Below are 17,493 nucleotides of genomic sequence, written 5' to 3' on the forward strand. Positions count from 1 at the left end.
ACCCACCAGCCCGCCGCAGCGGAAGCCGCTTGACAGCGCCTCTGTCCGCCTTTCCCGCAGGCAAGCGGGAGTTGGACGGCGAAGCCTCGCTGAAGGGACTCTCCGTGTGCTGCGCTCGGGGATAGAGTCCCTCGGCGCCGACCGGCGCGAAGGACTTGGTTGATTAGTGGTCGAAGCGGGCGGCCGTCGTCTGCAAGATGCGTGACAAAGTAGTCCGCCCTGACAGCAGCATGAAGGGCCGGTCGACGGACGGTAGTTCAGATCCCGCTCCCATCGAAATGAGATCGGTCGGAGCCAGCGCGTCGTTCATAGGATGGGACTCTATGCGCCGCGACAGCATCACAAAATGGTTGGCATTGCAGGGCCCTGCCGCGGATGGGCGTCGTAATAGTGCCGGCTCCGGCAAGCTGGCCTTCGGGAATGTTCGGTGACCTTCACCAGTGACTGCTCCCGCGAAGTCGGTCATCCTGCTCGGCCATTCCCACCAGCTTGCTGGCTCCGAGTCGCCGTCCCCGGGTAGAATCATGCGTCGTCGGCCGCAAGCATCTGAATTCTGCGAAAATGCCGGTTCGGATGGTTCATAATGTCTGCTGCCACTATGGGATCGGATGTTGGCAATCCTCAATAACTTCATTCCGCTGTCGCGAACGAGTTCGTTAGGCGCGTGACCACCTCGAGCAGACGTTCGGGCTCCTGGAAGAACTCAACCGGCCCTTACGCGTGGACGGCGATGTAATTCCATGTCGGCACCACCTTCCCGGTTTCTTGCTTGGTCGCGAACCATGAGGGTGTCACGTAGGCTTCCGGACCCATGAAGATCGCCAGAGCTTCGCCGGTCGGAGCCGAACGCCATTGTGGATTGGCCTTCGCCAAGTGCCCGTACAGCACTCCGTGCTCTCCTTCGGTCTCATCGAGGAAGAGCGGCAAGGGTGTCGCAATCGGTCCGTCCGCGGTGGCCGTGACCAGGTTGGCGAGGCCGGCGGAGCAAATGGTCGCGCGGATGCTTTCGACCTCGTCATCTCTAAAGGCGGGGGGCACATACATGGCGGTTCTCCGTTCTCGTTCCTGAGATAGACCGAGCCTGGTACGGTTAGAACTGCCAGTTATCACTGATTTTGATGGTCCAGTTGGAGGGGCATGCGACTAGGACAATCGCCGCGAACGAAGCTGATCGACCGCTTGAGCCAGAAGCTGACAGCCGCGCTCGATCTGGCGCGCCTCCAGTGCGGCGTAACCCATGCTTCGGACGTTTGGGGCAGATCGCGAAACCAGACCACCACATGCAAGCCAGCGGCTGCGCCGTCGGATCTCGCGCATAGGGAAGGCTGCACGCAATCCGTCTTCAGCGGCCATGGGCAACCTGGTCGATGCGAAACGGCAGGCGGACGGTGTATGGGCCTCATCCAGCCCTTTGCCGCGCGGCCCCGGGGCATTCCGCGCGCCGATGATCTCAACAAGGCTTTCCATTTTCATGATACGATCCGTCACGGCAGCGACCATAGCCGGGGTGACGCCAAGTGTCTTGTGGACGCGGCAGAAGTTGTAGAAAAAGAAGTAGAGTGCCAACGCGTGGCAATGGTTTTCAAACTTCTTGCTGAACGCATTGGTGAAGCGGGTAAGCCGCCTCATTGACATGCGCATGGTCAGGTTCTGCCGCTCAACAAATGAGGTGCTGTTACGCTTCGGATCGGGGTTGCCCATGATGGCTTCCTTGATCGCGCCAATGCACTTGGGCGGGCTATAGCGGCCAGGACGGCATAGTCAGTCGCGAATATCTTGTTCAGCATCGCGTAGTCAGCGTTGAAATCGACCGCAGATACGGCCTTGAGATAGGCTTTGTGGCCATCTGTGATGAGCTGGACGCGGTTGGCAAGACGCGCCTCCAAGTCTCCTAGGAAGACAATGCCGTTGTCTTGGCTGCGCTCGCCAACGTGCCATGACAGGATCAGCTTGGAGTCGGCGTCCAGGCCCGTCCACGTCCAGATGTCGCCAGCAGCGGCCGGAGCCGCTTAGCAAATTTGACATTCTTCTGCTTGGCGTAGATGAACGACCAAACCTCATCGCATTGGATGCGGATGGCGGGGACATGGCGGACCTTCTCATCGTGGAAGGCGGCGCAGGCCAAACCAGCGTCCACCAAGAGCTTAGTCACGGTATTGATCGACACCCCGTGCGGCGCGGCAATCAGGATGGAAGTGCGTATTGCCTCATGGAGGAATGTTCCCGAAGACTTCCCATCCAGATTGTCGCGCTATAACCCCGGTAATCCGGCTGAGCTGTTGCCCTCACAGAGCATCGTCAGAATCTGGACGCGGGTTTGTAGGGGCAGCTTGTTCATAGCGCTCATCCCACCGATGCGGAAAGCATTCCAATGACTGCTCCCACCAAGCGAGGCTGCTTCGGGGCACTTTTCCGTATGATGACGAACCGGAAGCAATTTGACAGCGGTGATCTTCACCGGTGAGCCTTTCGAGCAGGACACTTCGGCGAATTTGATCTCGTAGTTGCCAGGGCCTGCGGAAAAAACCGGAACCATCGTGCCATCCGCCTGACGGGCACGGGCAAGCCCAGGCCGGCGGCCGAAACCGGATTGGCCGCGAGGAGCGGCTGGTTCACGCCACCCTCCGCGGGCCGAAGGCCGGCGTGCCAACGCTGAAAATCACGAGAATCCCGCCTGATCGACAGCGCAATCTGCCGTAATCGGGCGCGTGACCGAATAGATGGTCAGCATGCCACGATCGAGCATTGCCGTCAGCTCGTCCAGCGAGCAGCCGGCAAAGTCGGACGCGAAGAGATCAATTTTTTGTAGCAGCCGCGGAGATGCGCGTTGTGAGCCCCGTAAAGCGACAGTGCTCGCGCGAACCCGTCGATCGTGCACGGGTCGCACCTAGTGGTGGTGCGCTTGCGACGCCGCGCGTCGAATTCCCCAGAAGGTGAGGCGATCCAGCACCCTGCGCGATTCTTGCAGGGCTGGTCGCAGGGTGATTAATGAAAGGCATCTTGTCATGAACGAGCAATGGATGCAGCCGAATACCGCCTATGCGATCTGCGGCTTCTACGACATCCCAAGCCGTGGTCCATTGTTGTGGTGCGCTGGGGCAAGCGGGTGTTTGGCTATCTCAATAAATGCCCGCATAACCGGGTCAACCTGGACTGGGAACGTAACCAGTTCCTCGATCCCAAGGGCATCCGGCTGATGTGCAGTAAGCACGGCTCGACCTTCGAGCTCGGCACCGGCCGCTGCGTTGATGGCCCGTGCAAGGGCAGCGGGCTCACGCCGGTCGCGTTGACGGTGCTGGACGGCGACATCTGCGTCACCGGCGTGCGGCTTGTTGTAGGACGAGAACGGATCCCACCGGCGAGGGCTGGACCAGCGCTCAGACCGGCCGGTTCTCGTTGCGGTTTTTGACGGGCCCCATCCTCTTCAGCCCGTCTTCGTAGGAGATTTCGTCATAGGATGCATCGACATTCCTGGCCGCGTCGAGCAAGTAATCGAGCCTGCCGCCCGCATCGAGCTTCTTGAGGCCGTTCTTGTTGACCCCGACCAGGTCCATCATCTCCTTCCAGATGACAGTGGATTCATCGCACGGCAGCACGTGGAAGGTGATATCACCGAGTTTGGTTCGGTATTTCGCCAACAGGTCTATGTTGTTGCAAAACATGAAGTAGCTGCCACCAGGGCTTAGCGCGCCGTCAAGAACGTTTGCGATATCAGCAAGATAAGCGAAGCAGTGCAGATAGCCGGCCAGCACCGGAATGGTGCTTTCGCCTTCCTGCGCGACCATCAGCACCTGCTCGATCGAATAGTCGGGCGGCCGCTCCTCGTCCGCGACCTGGGTCTGGAATTTTAGTGCGATATCGCCGCGAAAGCCGAACCGGCCCGGCTTGGTGGTCCCGCCCTTGAATATGGCATTGAGCAGGCGCCCCTCCTTGTCCAGCCGGCCGAGCGCGGTGTTCTCGATTGCAGTCATGAAAATCGTCCTCGATCTAAGCTCATCACCGGACACCTCGGCCGGCGCAACATGTGCAATGCAAATTGTTTGCCGCCGCGACTGGAATGGTTCATCCGCGTAACACTTAAAGAAAACACGCAAGCGCGCCGCGATCCCTCGAAGAGCCTCGTCAGGAACCCGACACGGGTCGCAAAGCCACTCTGCGCGATTCGAAAAAGACGGGAACTATCAAGCGCGCGCTGGCATGCAGCTTGCGAATTCGCAAGCAACCGACTTATGCAAGGGAAGGGTGAGCCACAAGCAACCTGGATGCAGTCAAGACCGCGATCTCAACGTCGGCGCAGCCGGCGAGCGGGCAGTCATTGTTGCTTCGGCCTCGTCGTGGCGGTTCGCGTTCACGAACCGCCTCGCTGCTCATCAGTCATAGACGCGTCGTCGACACCCGGCGCATGCGGGAGTTGGCGCAGCCCTTGGCGGGTGATCTTCCTCCCTTCGCCTTCATTCAGACCCCGCAGCCATCGCTCCGGCCCCACCCAAGAGCTTCACGTTGAGGCGGCCGCCGGTGAACAGCATGTCGTCGAGCGCTTCCTCGATGTCAGCTGTGGTCACTGAGTTTCCGCCGTTACGAGCGATGCATGATTGCGCAATGCGCCGCATCAGCTCCTTAATGAAAGCGGCGCTGACGCCCTCAGTGCGGCGCACCGTCTCGGCTACGATCTCCGCCTCAAGCGGCAGGCCCATGCCGTAAAGCCGGATCAGCTTGTCGCGGCCGGTCGTATCAGGCAGCGGCATCTCGATCGCCTGGTCGATGCGGCCGGGACGACCGGCCAGGGCGCCCTCGAGTTGTTCGGGGCGGTTGGTGGTGAGCACGAAGAGGATGTCAGCGTCTTCCTTCAAGCCGTCCATTTCATTTAGGAGCTTGTTCAGCGCGGCCTCCTCACATGTTGTCAAGTCGTCGCGCTTGCTGGCGATCAGATCGACATCCTCGATCACCACCATGGTAGGCTGCAGCAGGCGCGCGAGCGCCATATAGGCGCTCAGCTCACCGACCTCTTCGGCGGTGATGATTAGCGTGGTGTGTCCCGGTAGGTTGGTGGCGAGATAGCGGATGGTGTGGGTCTTACCGGTGCCCGGCGGGCCATAGAGCAGGATGCCCTTGCGGGTCGACTGGCCGAATCGGCGGAGTGCGCCGCGCGTGGCGACAAAACTCAACACGTTGCGATCGAGCAATTTGATAGCCTGTTCCCGCAGGATCACCTCCTCGCGCCTCACTGGTGCCACTCGATGCACCGTGATGCCTCTTGAGCGGCCGCTGTAATCCGCACCTTTCTCAAATGAGAGGATCTTGCCGCGATAAGAACGTGCCGCGTGCACCGCCCGTTCCAGTTCGTCAAAGCTGCGCTGAACAAAGGCTTCGCCGCCAGACCCCGCAGGGGCAACGATTTCAATCCGGATCCTCGGCTCTTGCTTGAACTCGAACTCAGTAGAGAGCACGACGGCATAGAAAAATTCGCTCGCCCGGCAAAGCCACAGTCCATTGCACAGGCATTTGACCGGCGCCGTTTCGCCAGTATCAACCTGGTGATATTGCGGCGGCACCAGCGAAATCGCATTCCGTCCACGCTGTTTGATCCGAGCGAATGAAAGCGTCTCGTACCTATGTTGTTCATAGACGCCGAAGAAGCGGACCGGATCGGCGAATAGCTTATCGATCGCGACCTGAACATCGGCCTGCATGTGGCCCGGGAATCGCCGCACAGTAGTGGCGAGTTCGCTCGGCGGTATGTTGGTGAAGTGCCACTCAAGCGCTTCGAAGGCATATTCGAATTGCACGTCGGACAGGTCGGGGCCGTCCGGTTCGCCCGCGGCTTCGCCCGTGATCAGCAGGGGACATCCTTCAGCTCGGATACGCTCTTGCGCCGCCTCGAGGAGCGCCTTTGCGACTGAGGGAGGATAGCGTCCGCAGACGGCCTTGCCATGCTGCAAGACGAGTTCGGCGAGCGCAATGGCATCCCGCTCCTGTTTGTCGAATACCTCGCGCAGCAGGCGTACCACGAAACCGAGAGTCGTCTTGTCGTCATTGTGCAAAACAAGCTGAATGGGCGCACCGCCTGCGGAGATCTTGTCGACAAAGACCCCCGGTGCGTGTTCTAGTTGTTCGGTAGTGTTCGTCATGAAAGTGGTCTCCGATCTAAGCTCATCACCGGACACTTCGGCCGGCTTAGACACGCAATGCAAATTGCTTGCCGCCGCGTTCCTTACGCTTTATCGGCGGAATCCATAAAGAAGACACGCAAAGCCGCCGCAATCCCTCGAAGACCTTTGTCAGCAACCCTACACGCTCGCAAAGCCAACAGGCGCGATTTCGAAAAGGTGAGCAATGTCAAGCTCGGGCGCGCTGGCATGCGACTTGCCAATTCCCATGCAAACGACTCGGGAAAATAAAGGGTGCCATGATCAATCTGACGGATAGCGCAGTGAATGCGCTCAAGAGCGCGATCTCGGCTTCGGCGCAGCCGACGAGCGGCCTGCGCATCATGGTCGAGGCCGGTGGCTGCGACGGGTTCAAATACCGGATGAAGCCTGGCCGACGAGGCTAAGCCTGACGACACCGTGATCGAGCGCGACGGCGTCAAGGTGTTCGTCGACAATAAGAGCCATGAACACCTCGCCGGCACGACGATCGATTTCGTGGTGGCGCTGTAGGGCTCGGGCTTCACCTTCGACAACCCAAACGCCAAATCGAGCTGCTCTTGCGGCAAATCCTTCAGCTGATGACAAGAGAAATCGAACCATGCTGGTGGAACCAGAACAACTGAAGCAACCGCCGAGCATTGAGACCGGTCGGTAGCAACTCATTCGCGCCGTGATCGAGGAGATCCGGCCCAATCCGCAACGCTGCCTGGGTCCTTGCTGTCGGCGGCAGAAACCTGCCTGGATCGCTCCCGCCGGATGATCTTCGAAGTGAATTGGGCGAGGAGTTCGGTCGTGCTTTCCGTGCTGCTGACGGGCACCAATTCCAGTTTCCCAGACGAGTGGCGTGTCCATCAGCACTGGAACGAATCCTTACGGGATCCAAAAGGTTTATGCCCAAAACATAATCCCCAGCACAAGGCACAGGAGGCGCTCGCAGAGCATGCCAACTCAGGCGACCCTGGCGTCCAAGTCGTTGATCGCGGTCTGTATCCTTCCGCATCAAACGCGAATCCTGAGTCTCGCATACCCGATCCAAAATGCTCGGATTGATGGGCAAGCAAAAAGGACGCTTAACTGACAAGCGGCACAAGTCTAGGGAGGAAACGTCCAAGGAGGACAGCGACAGCCCGAGACGCCGCCGTGGTTGACTCGATACGTTTTGTGTTCGATGCCATTGGCGGAAAGCAAGGCGAGAGAACTATATTGCTACGGATCACCTCGATGGTATGGACATCTTCATTCGTGACGCCAGTCAATTTTCTCTTCCCGACTTTCTGAGCATCTTGATATCCCCGGCACACCATCTGAGGATGTCTGCGTCAACGCCTTCCGGTGGGTGCCCTCACACGAGAGTGAAACGGCGTACGCGCCACAGGCGTCTGGTATCAGGAAGATTGTCGGCTCCGAACCAAATGTCGACAATGCGACGCATGCAGATACTGCGTGCAGACTCAATCTTCTTTGTTGCGGCACGGCGTTTGCTTCTTTAGCCTTGGCATCTCCGATGAGGCATGGACGGTGATGTCTAGTGGTTCATCATAGTGATTTTGACGTTTTGATACCGAGCCATTCGAGGATGGGCAAGTTTTCCGGTGGCAAGAGAATCTCGATGCTTCTGGGGACGCCGGGTTGACGTCGGATGAAGCCGTTCCGTTCGAGGGTGACGATCATCTGGTGGACAGTCGGCGGGCTGACGCGGAAATGGCGCTGGATGTCGGCTTCGGCGGGCGGCTGTCCGAACATGTACGAATAGGTATGGATGAAAGCGAGGTAGTGCCCCTGCTTCTCGGTGAAACGCGCGCCTGATTTTTGTCTCATCGTTGGATTCGTCCCGGCCTTCGCCAAGGAGGCAAAGCATGAATGTACGTTATCGGGTCGAATTGAGCCAAGCCGAGCGCGATGAACTGACGGCGATGCTCGGCGGCGGCAAGCACGCCGCCCGCAAGCTCAAGCGGGCGCAGATTTTGCTGGCGGCCGATAGGGGCCGCCGCGACGAGGAGATTGCCCGGACCGTGAGTGTCAGCCTCTCCACCGTCGGCCGGACCAAGCGCCGCTTCGTGGAAGGCAATCTGGAGCGGGCGTTGAGCGAGGAGCCGCGTCCGGGCGCGGAACGCAAGCTGACGGGCAAGGAAGAGGCCCTGCTGGTCGCGACCGCATGCGCCAAGCCGCCCGCCGGCCGCAAACGCTGGACGCTGACGCTGCTGGCCGACACGATGGTCAAGCTCACCGATCACGACAGCCTGTCGGGCGAGACCGTGCGTCGCCGGCTGGCCGAGAACGACCTCAAGCCATGGCGCAGGGACATGTGGTGCATTCCCCATGTCGACGGCGAATACGTCGCCCGCATGGAGGACGTGCTCGATCTCTATTCCGAGGCGCCGGATCCCGAGCGGCCGCTGGTCTGCTTCGACGAGACCCCCGTCCAGCTCATCGGCGAGGTGCGTCAGCCGATCCCGGCCAGGCCCGGACAGCGCGAGCGCTACGATTACGAGTACCGCCGCAACGGCACCGTCAATCTCTTCGTCACCTTCCATCCGCATCGCGGCTGGCGCAACGTCAAGATAACAGACCACCGCGCCGCCGTGGACTACGCCCACTGCATGCGTGAACTCGTCGACGTCCATTATCCCGATGACGCCTGTATCCGTGTCGTGCAGGACAATCTGTCGATCCACACCGCCGGCGCGCTGTATCAAGCATTTGCGCCCGCCGAGGCCCGTCGCATCCTGCGTCGCCTCGAATTCCACTACACCCCGAAACACGCCAGTTGGCTCAACATGGTCGAGTGCGAGATCAGCGTGCTGCAGCGCCAGTATCTCGGCAGCCGCATCGACGACCCCAAACGGCTCCGAAAAGAGATCGCAGCATGGCAACGGCAGCGAAACAAAGTACGAGACCGCATCAAATGGATGTTCACAACCGATAAAGCCCGCGCCAAACTCGGCCGCGCATATCCAACCTCCGCCAATGAGTCAAAATCACTGTGATGAACCACTAGCACTATGCTCCTGGAGCTGCTTAAGGCTGGTGAAGGAAGCGCCGCTGAGCGACTGCCCCTGCAGGATCGAAAACCAAACCTCGACCTGATTGAGCCAGGATGCGCTTGTCGGCGTGAAATGAAAGTTCACATTGGGGTGGGCCTTTAGCCAGTGCTCGTTCTTCTTGTGGGTGTTGAGATTGTCGAGGATGACGTGAAGCTGGCGGTCCGGAAAAGCCGAGGTGACGCTGTCCATGAAGTCGAGGAACTCGACACGGCGCCGCCGTTTTGAATGCGTCGCGATGATCTTTCCGGTCGCAACCTCGAGCGCCGCAAACAGCGTTGTCGTGCCATGCCGCGTGTAGTCGTGGCTCTGACCGGTCAAGGCGCGACCATTGGGTAACTTCAGATAACCTTGCGCTCGCTCCAAAGCCTGGATTGAAGGCTTTTCGTCCACGCATAGCACGATAGCCTTCTCGGGCGGGGGCGACGTAGAGGCCGACAACATCGGCGGCTTTGGCCGTGAAGTTCGGGTCGTTGCTCTCGCACCAGGACTTGCGAGCCACGAGGTCGATCTGGTGGTTGCGCAGGAACCGCCAGACATATTGGACGTTAACATCGCCCAGCGCCTCGGCCAGCAGGGGCCCGGTCCAGCGCGCAAACCCTTCTGGTGGCTGCTTGTCCAACAGCCGCAGAATCCGCTTGTCGGTGGCCTTCGTATAGATCGGCTGCTTGCCAGGCCGCGGCCTCTGCAGCCCTTCAAGGCCGAGGTCGGCATAGCGATGCCGCCACAGGCTGACAATCCGAGGCTGGACCCCGACTTCCTTGGCTATCGACCGCGTGCTGCGCCCGGCCGCCGCCAACAAAACTATCCGCGCCCGCTTCAAATCGCGCTGCAATGTTCGCCGGCGAACGACAACGCGCCTCCAGGACCTTGCGATCTTTCCTCGAAAGGTGAACTTCTCTTGCCTCGGGTATCATCCCGATCTTGAATCACGACTCACCCTCTAAGGAAAGTGGGTACTAGCTGCTCGTGATGGCAACGCCGAATGCACTCAGTGGGAGGAGCTGCTGCGCAAGCTGCGCTGCATATGTTCAGGCTCTCATGCTTGAGTTGGTACGCCGCTATGGCGACTCCTGGCAGTGCGTTGCAAACACCTCTTCCGGTTGCACACGCTGCAACGCGCCCGCTCGATCAGGCAAGCCGATCGAATTGGGGTAGAGCTTCCATCGGTAAACCTTCGTATAGCAGGTCGCCTCTTTTCTATACCGATCGCCCACCTCCGTACAATTGAACATGTCATCGACCTCCGTCAGCTATCGGGAGCCGTAGAATGTAGATGGCAAATGCCTCCGCTATCGCCGAATGGATTGATTGCGCGATGCAAAGCTGGAGCAGCGAAGTGCCTTTCATAATAGGTGGCCGGCAGCTTATACCTATGTTCGGCAGCTCGGCCTATCTCTCCTGAGATGGTCAGCGCCTTGCTCACCTTGCTCAAGTATAACCGGCACATCATGAAACTTGGCCCTAAGCAACTAGTCAGAGGTATGTTTTCTTGGTCTCCCCAGGTCGGGGACGACGCTCGCACGTTTGCTCCAGCAGCACTCCGATATTGCACCCGCCTGAACCGCTGCCTAATGCTGCCACTTGAACCGTTCGGAGAGTGGACCGCGACATCTGGCAGGAATGCCTTTGATGCTGGCCGGGACCCCCGAATTAATGACCATGATGAGCCGCTGTTTTTCTGATGCAGCTTGCACTAGTACTTGGTCGCAGCGGGTGTTCCCAGTCAAGCGGGTGTCCGGCTCATCGGAACAAGGGATATCGAGAGGTTTGATACATTGCCAAAAATAACTGGATCGACTGTGCCCGGGGCGCGCACGCCGGAGGCAAACGATCGAGATCTAGGTTTAGATTTCGCGAAAGGAGTGCTCATCACTTTGGTGATCGTCGGTCACCTGATCCAATATGTCGTCTACCGAGATGAAGGCTTCTGGGAGTCGCCATGTTTCAAATGGATCTACATGTTCCACATGCCACTCTTTATGGCGATAAGCGGATATCTTTCTTGGCGAGCGCTCTTGCGAAAGTCATTCACTCAAGCCATCGGTGATCGTGCGATGCAGCTCTTGTTGCCCATGCTGTTTTGGTACGCTATCCTAGAGACAGCCAAGTTGGCCGCATTTAGCTCGTCTGCAAGCGAACCAGGCAGCGTTTTGCAGTGTCTAAACGATTCCGCGGGCACATACTGGTTCATCTGGGCTGCTTTTGTTTCTTTCCTTCTAGTCAAAATTCTTTCGATTTTCAATCGTCGGTCGCCCTGGATCCTATTCGTATCAGTCATACTAGTCGCACTTGCACCTGTGACATTTTCCATATCACCTCTCATAAGGTATACTTTCCCGTTTTTCTGCCTAGGAGTCTCTTTTGCTCAGTCGAGAGAATGGTGGACGAGCATAACGCGATCTCACAAGCCGCTCTTAATCACGTTTCTCTCCATAGCGGCTTTGGTGTGCTTTCTAGCCTGGCGCAAAGACACTTACATCTACAACAATCTCGCCCTAGTGCACGATATGCAGTCGGCAAAAAACGTACTTCTGATGCTTCTTGGCTCCGCAGCGGCCTCAGCGATCGTGATCGTGCTCGTCCTCCAATGCTGGAAAGTTGGCCGCTCAAATCGAGTCACCCGCTTTATTACCGTGGAACTGGGACAGAGCACGCTGCTGTTATACTTGATACAAGGTACGGTCTTTCGTCTCATGGATTCGATACAATACGGGGAACTTTGGGATCTCACGACCAGGTTGGCCGTCGCGGGAATTCTTGGGGGAGCGATTGTTGCCGTCGCGCTAATGGTACGCTGGATCGTGCGCGACATTCCCTATCTATCTCAGCTCGTTCTTGGAGCGCCACCACGCTCGGCTTGTCTAAAGTATCAGCCCGCAGATAATTAGCTGCAGCCGAGATCTGAATCCTGGAGAGCCCGGCTCCTGGTTGGTCTCCTCGCAGCTTCTGCCATTGGTTGTGGTGACGTGATGGACCTTGTTGACGTGTGTCGTCATGCCGCTGGAGCGGAGATCGCTGATGCTGGCGTCCAATTCCAGGGCAGGAGCTCGTCCAGCCGATGAGCCGGATGGGCGGCGATGCGGGCAAGGACATCGGCCAGCCAGGCTTGCGAACCAACGCCGTTAATTCTTGCCGTTTATGCCGCCCGCCGAACTATGCCGAACGGGTTTGGTATGGCAGCCCTTGTCACGCTGGCACCGTCGATCGCGTGCACGGCAGCCCCATTCCATTCGGCATAGTCTGGTCGTTCAGAGCGCCTCCAGAAAGGCGAGCAGGCGGTCGTTCGGCTGGAAGCGGGTTCGCTTGCCGCGCTCGTACGGCTTGAGCTTCGCCAGGGCAGCTTCCTTGAGGGCGAGGTGGGCGTGCAGGTACGTCTGCGTCGTCTCGACCGATTCATGACCGAGCCACAGCGCGATCACGGAGCAGTCGACGCCGGCTTGCAGCAGTTCCATCGCAGCGCTGTGCCTCCTATGTCTTGGTCGATATAGCAGGCACTGGACTAAACCGCTCCGCGGTAGGCAGCGATGGCGGCGGCCTGAAGAAGGAAGCGGCACAGAGTGCGCGGCAGCTTAACGATTCTTCGCTGTGCGTCGCGCCGTCCGACCGGTGGCCTCGCTGAACAGGTGGCGGGGGATGTTGATTATCGCATAACGTCGCCGTTCTTCCGGGTGCGTTTCAAAATCTGCCTCCACAAAAATCTCGACGGTCTCCTCACTGGCATGAACTTCGACGCGTACCGGCGCGTCTTCAAACTCCACTTCATATCGGCGACCATTCTTTCCTCGGATAATCGCGTGCGCCATTTCTATGCTACCTCCGGCCCTGCTTCTTGAGCTTCTTCACTCGGTGCTTCTGATAATCCAGAACGGCCGCTGCAAGTGGCATCGAGCGCGGCACGCGCACATGTGTGAGGGAGACGACAAGCGCTCTGCCTGTTTCTTCCGAGCGAGACAAATGGCAAATGATACCGCCCTCGTCACCGGCGTATGACAAATCCCAGACGACGTGGTGCATCCGATCAGCATCGGCAACATTCTCGGCTTGCAGATATTCGATCAACGATGGTGCCAGTTCAACGTCAAATGGCGCAGCTGCCTTGAGTGCGGCGAGCAGCCGGGTGGTCTTCTCCGGATTGTCGAGCATAGGCCGTCCATCTTTAACGGGCGAATCAGAGAGCCGACGATCAGCGATAATAGCGAATATGGCTCAACAGAGCCATATTCGCTATCCGTCGCACAACTCGCCTTCCTCCCATTGCTGGTTGACCCGATCCAATAGCGACGACCTCACGGGCATTACCCCGCTTCCTCGTTAATACAACGCAGTCCGCCCCTCTCCGGCGCATCACCGCTTCGCGGTAGGCGACTCGTGGCAAGCTTCGGTACCACCATCTGATCTTCCTGCATTCCCGACGAAGTTCGATTGCGAGATGCTGGAGGCGCTGCTTGCAGCGCTTAAGGAGCTTCCCATGACGGTTCTTCGATAACGGATGACTGAGGACATGCAGGTGCGGAATCTGTCGCCGCATACACAGGCATCGTATCTCCAACAGGTATCGCTGTTTGCACGTTACTTCCGTATGTCGCCGGATGCGCTGACCCCCGAGCACATCCGGACTTATCAAATCTACCTCACGAACGAGAAGAGGTTGGCCCCCAATTCAATCCATACGGCTGTCGCGGCGCTTCGGTTCCTTTACAGGATTGCGCTCAAGAAGGACTGGACCTTTGGAGAAGACATCCCGCTTCCAAAAAAGCCGCAGAGCCGCGCGGGTCGGTACCGCTCTCCCGCACGATGCAGAAGCCCCGGGCATACACCCCCGCAACGAAAGGACCGAAGTACGCGACAGCTCAAGTACGCGGGTGATGCCGCCCGCCGCTCCGCGGAAAGCGCCAAATGAGCTACAAGGCCGCCTTTGCCAACGGCGGCCGCGTGAAGGCATACCCCAAGATGTAGTATGGCGCCGGCAGCGGCGAGGGCCCTCTCGAGAAGACAAAGTACGGCGACAAGGCCAACCCGCGGAAATGATCCTGGTGCGGCATCTGGTGGCCGGTGCCGGCGGCGAGCGGCGATTTTGGCGTTGCCCTTGCCGATCTCGACATAAACCTTCGTATCGTTCCGTCGCACCTTTGGATGCTCGACGATTACCTGCGTTCAATTGAGCTGCTGATGGCTTTCATCCTAGGCTGCATCCTGCCCTCCTTGGGCGTTTCCTCCCTTGACTTCGGCCGCTTGTGGCAACGCAGGCGGCCTTTTCCTTGTCAGATGCCCGCTGACTCGCATGGCGCTTCTACAACTGGCTCGGAAACAAGTGGGCGGGCTGTAAATGAGCGTCACCATCGCCATCAAGCTGGCCGAACGTCTTCAGGCCAAGCTTGATGCGCTGGATAGGTGATCGATGCCATCACGTCGGATAATCTCAAAGATTGGGGCCGGTATCGGCGCAAGGGAGGTGCCGCAAGGCGCCCGCCGACGCGCGTACGGTGCTCGCTGAGACGATGGAAGACATCCTGAAAGAGTAGGAGGAGAGGGAAGGGATGGTATGCGTTTCGACACGGGAACGGCGCTCGAAGTCGGAGGACCAGAAGACCGAGCTTATGAAGCTCCTTGGCGATCTGTGCAGCATCGAGCTGCTGAACAACAAAGGTCTTGGTCGGCATCTACATCGAGCCGGAGAAGACCAAGGGCGGGCTCATCCTGTCGACCGGCGCGATCAAGGAATCAGTCTGGCAGGGCACCGTCGGCCTGGTGCTCAAGAAGCGCAAGACCGCCTTCAACGATGAGCCGGAGACCGGCACCTATTTCCACGGCTAGGACGTCAACGTCGGCAATTGGGTTGTATTCCGGTCCGGCGATGCTCGCGCGTCCGGATCAATGGCGTGGATTGCCGCATGGTCGAGGACACGCTGCTCGACATGGTGGTCGACAACCGCGACGTGATCACACACCGACGATAGTGATACGGTTTGGCAGAGCCTTCGGGCGCACTGAACGAGAGCGCCCGTTTGTCAGCTTTGAGACCAATATCCGCGACTTGACGCAACACACACCCAGTACGAAGCGACTGTAGAACCTCCAACTTTCAAAATCGGCACGCCGCTTGCTTCGTTCGGGGCACCATCACCGGTCGGAGGCGGGGCGGTGCTGTAAGGGCGGACTCGGCACTTCCTCCGTGGCGTCCCGGCTGCCCCGCCAATTTGCTGTGAGGCGACATGAAACAGCATGTTCGGGCGGCTGCAACTGCGGTCGCAGCCGCTCACGCTCCGCCGTGATGTCCTTAGCGTGTCCGAACACGAAGCCACCAACTTTTCCTCCGGGGGTCACCGATGATGTCCGTCGATCGCCTGGCCACCCGGCTCGCGACGCGCCTTGCATTTTTTGTCGCCGGCTTCGGCATTGCGGCCTGGGTGCCGCTGGTGCCGTTCGCGAAGGAGCGGCTGGCGGTCGATGATGGAGTTCTCGGTTTTCTGCTGCTCTGCTTGGGCGTCGGCTTGGTCGTCTCGATGATTTTGAGCGATTTGTTGTGCGCGCGCTATGGCAGCAAACCGATCATCCTGATCGGCGGCTTCGGAATTGCGCTCATCCTGCCGTGGCTCGCGGTTGCCAGTACGCCTCTGGAGCTCGGGGCCGCGCTGGTTGCCTTCGGCGCCTCGCTCGGCTCGATCGATGTCGCTGCGAATGTCAATGCGGTCGAACTGGAACGTGCAGCGAAGCGTCCGCTGATGTCCGGCTTTCACGCGCAATTAAGCATCGGCGAATTTGCCTGCTTCGACGCGATGTCCGCATTGGCTGGCTGCACGTTGGAGCTTTTTCATCAACCCTAATGTGCTAGGCCATCGTGTCGATCGCGACGGCGCTGACCTGGCCGCGACTGCCGCAAGCGCGCAGCAGGGATCGCTGTTCGTCATGCCGCATCGGCCCATTCCCGCAGGTAGGCGATAACGGAAGCCTGGTCACGACACTGCGGTCGTCGCTGACCCCAGTTCTGGGCGCCCGCATATCAAGCTTTCATCTGGCTCGCGCTCCTGGTTTGAGACGGCGCCAGCTGAATCGCTTCGCGGCGCGCATCGCCGGATTCCGAGTTTAGCTCTAATCCGCCATAGAAGAGCGTGTCACAAATTCTGGGGTTCTCTCGATAACGACCGAGTAACTTTGGAGTCACGTACACGGCGCGCAGGTGCGAGCGCTTGCGAAGCGTCTCCATGGAATAATGACCCTCGGTTGATGCATGTCAATGCGACAGACCGCAGCGCACGAGTAGAAGCAAGAATCGACGAACGATCAAGGATAGATTTGATGATCGATTTCGCTGTCCGTCGCAATTGCCAACTGCGGCGCTGCTCGCGTGTGGCCGCGGACCACAATGCAAAACGCGGAGATTTCAATGACCGGCGGGATCAACTGCGGTCTCAACGATGAGGCTGAATGGTAACACCTGCGAGAAAAATGCGGTGCATCGCGCGGTCATTTCGGATACCTGTTTCATGATGCAGCCTTGTAGTCTGTTAGTCGCTGAATTAGGCGCAACGACTTCGATGCTGGCGGCGGCGTCGCGCGCTCGACGGGCAGCGAACATTCACGTGGCCGCGCTTTGAATGAGACCGTGACGTTTCCGACGGAGACTAGCAGATGCGCTTGATGAGCTTTGCCACGCCTGCCGATACAACAGGCGAACCGAGCGCCGCATGAGTTCATTTTTTCGGCGGCAGCTTGCCGACTATGTTGAGTATCATCGCGCCCCTTGGAATTGCGCCATGCATGTCTTCGGTATCGTGTTCCTGTTCCTGGCTGCCGTTCTTCCGCTCAGCCAATGGTCCATCGCCGCGTTCGGGATCCAAACCAGTGTGGCGGCCATCGCTACCATACCGGTGCTCATCTATTTGACTTCGCGCTTGGAGCCGCGATCCTTGGGGCTGCGATCGTATTGCTTTCAGCCGCCGCCATTTTCGTGGTTCAGGCAAATACTGTCGGAATGTGGTCGCTTACCGCTATCCTGATTGTGATTGGCAGTGCATCGCAGGTTATTGGGCACCAGGTGTTCGAACGTCGCCGACCGGCACTGGTCGACAATCCGATCCATCTGTTGCTCGGACCGATGTTTTTAATGGCGAAATTGTTTATCGTGCTCGGATTTCGGCGCGATCTGGCCGTCATCATCGACGAGCGTCCGCAAGGCCCTTTGAGTTCGTCGTGAACCGATATGCGCGACGTTGCCGAAGGTCTCATCGCTGCCGTGGGGCGCGGACGGGCTGGACATCGCTCATGCTCGGTGGCGAAGCGATCCCGCTGAAACAGATTCT

The 17,493-nt window shown here is 58.9% G+C and carries 12 protein-coding genes and 7 pseudogenes; 8 read left to right on the forward strand and 11 right to left on the reverse strand.

Features of this window, described 5'->3' with window-relative positions; translation table 11 throughout:
* Positions 1-651 precede the first annotated feature (651 nt).
* From C7G61_RS37695 to C7G61_RS45135, 3 genes and pseudogenes are all read right to left on the reverse strand, one after another.
* A pseudogene (locus tag C7G61_RS37695) lies at positions 652-1,044 on the reverse strand (FMN-binding negative transcriptional regulator); the annotation flags it as partial.
* A gap of 369 nt (positions 1,045-1,413) precedes the next feature.
* A pseudogene (locus C7G61_RS47840) lies at positions 1,414-2,203 on the reverse strand (IS1 family transposase); the annotation flags it as partial.
* Between the two features lie 48 nt (positions 2,204-2,251).
* The gene (locus tag C7G61_RS45135) at positions 2,252-2,536 is read right to left on the reverse strand and encodes a hypothetical protein (RefSeq protein ID WP_190242156.1); all 285 of its coding nucleotides are present in this window, start codon (positions 2,534-2,536) and stop codon (positions 2,252-2,254) included.
* Positions 2,537-3,016: 480 nt separating this feature from the next.
* Here C7G61_RS45135 and C7G61_RS37705 point away from each other — a divergent pair, with 480 nt between their 5' ends.
* Positions 3,017-3,409, forward strand: coding sequence for a Rieske (2Fe-2S) protein (locus tag C7G61_RS37705; protein ID WP_244608660.1), 393 nt, complete (start codon positions 3,017-3,019; stop codon positions 3,407-3,409).
* Here the strand turns inward: C7G61_RS37705 and C7G61_RS37710 are convergent.
* A complete protein-coding gene (locus C7G61_RS37710) occupies positions 3,378-3,971 on the reverse strand; it encodes a hypothetical protein (RefSeq protein WP_108522733.1) in 594 nt (197 codons plus the stop codon). The two genes, C7G61_RS37705 and C7G61_RS37710, sit on opposite strands and share 32 nt — an antisense overlap.
* A 480-nt stretch (positions 3,972-4,451) precedes the next feature.
* Positions 4,452-6,128 carry an ATP-dependent Clp protease adaptor ClpS gene (locus C7G61_RS37715; RefSeq protein ID WP_108522734.1) on the reverse strand — a complete coding sequence of 559 codons (1,677 nt, stop codon included), beginning with the start codon at positions 6,126-6,128 and terminating at the stop codon, positions 4,452-4,454.
* Positions 6,129-6,406: 278 nt separating this feature from the next.
* Here C7G61_RS37715 and C7G61_RS37720 point away from each other — a divergent pair.
* A pseudogene (locus C7G61_RS37720) lies at positions 6,407-6,728 on the forward strand (HesB/IscA family protein).
* A 957-nt stretch (positions 6,729-7,685) separates the two neighbouring features.
* Here C7G61_RS37720 and C7G61_RS37725 read toward each other — a convergent pair.
* On the reverse strand, positions 7,686-7,967 hold the full coding sequence (locus tag C7G61_RS37725; RefSeq protein ID WP_108522735.1) for a LexA family protein: 282 nt from the start codon (positions 7,965-7,967) through the stop codon (positions 7,686-7,688).
* Between the two features lie 38 nt (positions 7,968-8,005).
* Between C7G61_RS37725 and C7G61_RS37730 the strand changes: the two genes are divergently transcribed.
* Positions 8,006-9,136 carry an IS630 family transposase gene (locus C7G61_RS37730; protein ID WP_108522736.1) on the forward strand — a complete coding sequence of 377 codons (1,131 nt, stop codon included), beginning with the start codon at positions 8,006-8,008 and terminating at the stop codon, positions 9,134-9,136.
* Between the two features lie 15 nt (positions 9,137-9,151).
* On the opposite strand, the pseudogene C7G61_RS37735 reads toward C7G61_RS37730, so the two are convergent.
* Positions 9,152-10,107: pseudogene (locus tag C7G61_RS37735) on the reverse strand (IS630 family transposase); the annotation flags it as partial.
* A gap of 861 nt (positions 10,108-10,968) precedes the next feature.
* Here C7G61_RS37735 and nolL point away from each other — a divergent pair.
* The gene (nolL, locus tag C7G61_RS37740) at positions 10,969-12,081 is read left to right on the forward strand and encodes a nodulation factor fucose acetyltransferase NolL (protein WP_190242161.1); all 1,113 of its coding nucleotides are present in this window, start codon (positions 10,969-10,971) and stop codon (positions 12,079-12,081) included.
* A 104-nt stretch (positions 12,082-12,185) separates the two neighbouring features.
* Here the strand turns inward: nolL and C7G61_RS37745 are convergent.
* The 4 genes and pseudogenes from C7G61_RS37745 to C7G61_RS37760 all read right to left on the reverse strand — a co-directional run.
* Positions 12,186-12,329 (reverse strand): annotated as a pseudogene (locus C7G61_RS37745) (transposase domain-containing protein); the annotation flags it as partial.
* A 112-nt stretch (positions 12,330-12,441) separates the two neighbouring features.
* Positions 12,442-12,672 (reverse strand): annotated as a pseudogene (locus tag C7G61_RS37750) (tyrosine-type recombinase/integrase); the annotation flags it as partial.
* A gap of 90 nt (positions 12,673-12,762) precedes the next feature.
* Positions 12,763-12,996, reverse strand: a complete 234-nt coding sequence (locus C7G61_RS37755) for a hypothetical protein (protein WP_244608661.1) — start codon at positions 12,994-12,996, stop codon at positions 12,763-12,765.
* 7 nt (positions 12,997-13,003) lie between these two features.
* Entirely contained in the window at positions 13,004-13,336 is a 333-nt protein-coding gene (locus C7G61_RS37760) for a hypothetical protein (protein ID WP_057853677.1), read from the reverse strand.
* A 346-nt stretch (positions 13,337-13,682) separates the two neighbouring features.
* On the opposite strand from C7G61_RS37760, the pseudogene C7G61_RS46465 reads away from it, so the two are divergent.
* From C7G61_RS46465 to C7G61_RS37780, 4 genes and pseudogenes are all read left to right on the forward strand, one after another.
* A pseudogene (locus C7G61_RS46465) lies at positions 13,683-13,955 on the forward strand (site-specific integrase); the annotation flags it as partial.
* Positions 13,956-14,842: 887 nt separating this feature from the next.
* Positions 14,843-15,007 (forward strand): hypothetical protein, encoded by a 165-nt coding sequence (locus C7G61_RS45140; RefSeq protein WP_156438734.1) that lies wholly within the window; start codon positions 14,843-14,845, stop codon positions 15,005-15,007.
* A gap of 515 nt (positions 15,008-15,522) precedes the next feature.
* Positions 15,523-16,017, forward strand: coding sequence for an MFS transporter (locus C7G61_RS37775; RefSeq protein ID WP_338026167.1), 495 nt, complete (start codon positions 15,523-15,525; stop codon positions 16,015-16,017).
* Positions 16,018-17,003: 986 nt separating this feature from the next.
* The gene (locus C7G61_RS37780) at positions 17,004-17,387 is read left to right on the forward strand and encodes an Mpo1-like protein (protein WP_274542305.1); all 384 of its coding nucleotides are present in this window, start codon (positions 17,004-17,006) and stop codon (positions 17,385-17,387) included.
* Positions 17,388-17,493: the final 106 nt, after the last annotated feature.

This window comes from Bradyrhizobium algeriense, from assembly GCF_003062295.1.
Lineage (GTDB): Bacteria > Pseudomonadota > Alphaproteobacteria > Rhizobiales > Xanthobacteraceae > Bradyrhizobium > Bradyrhizobium algeriense.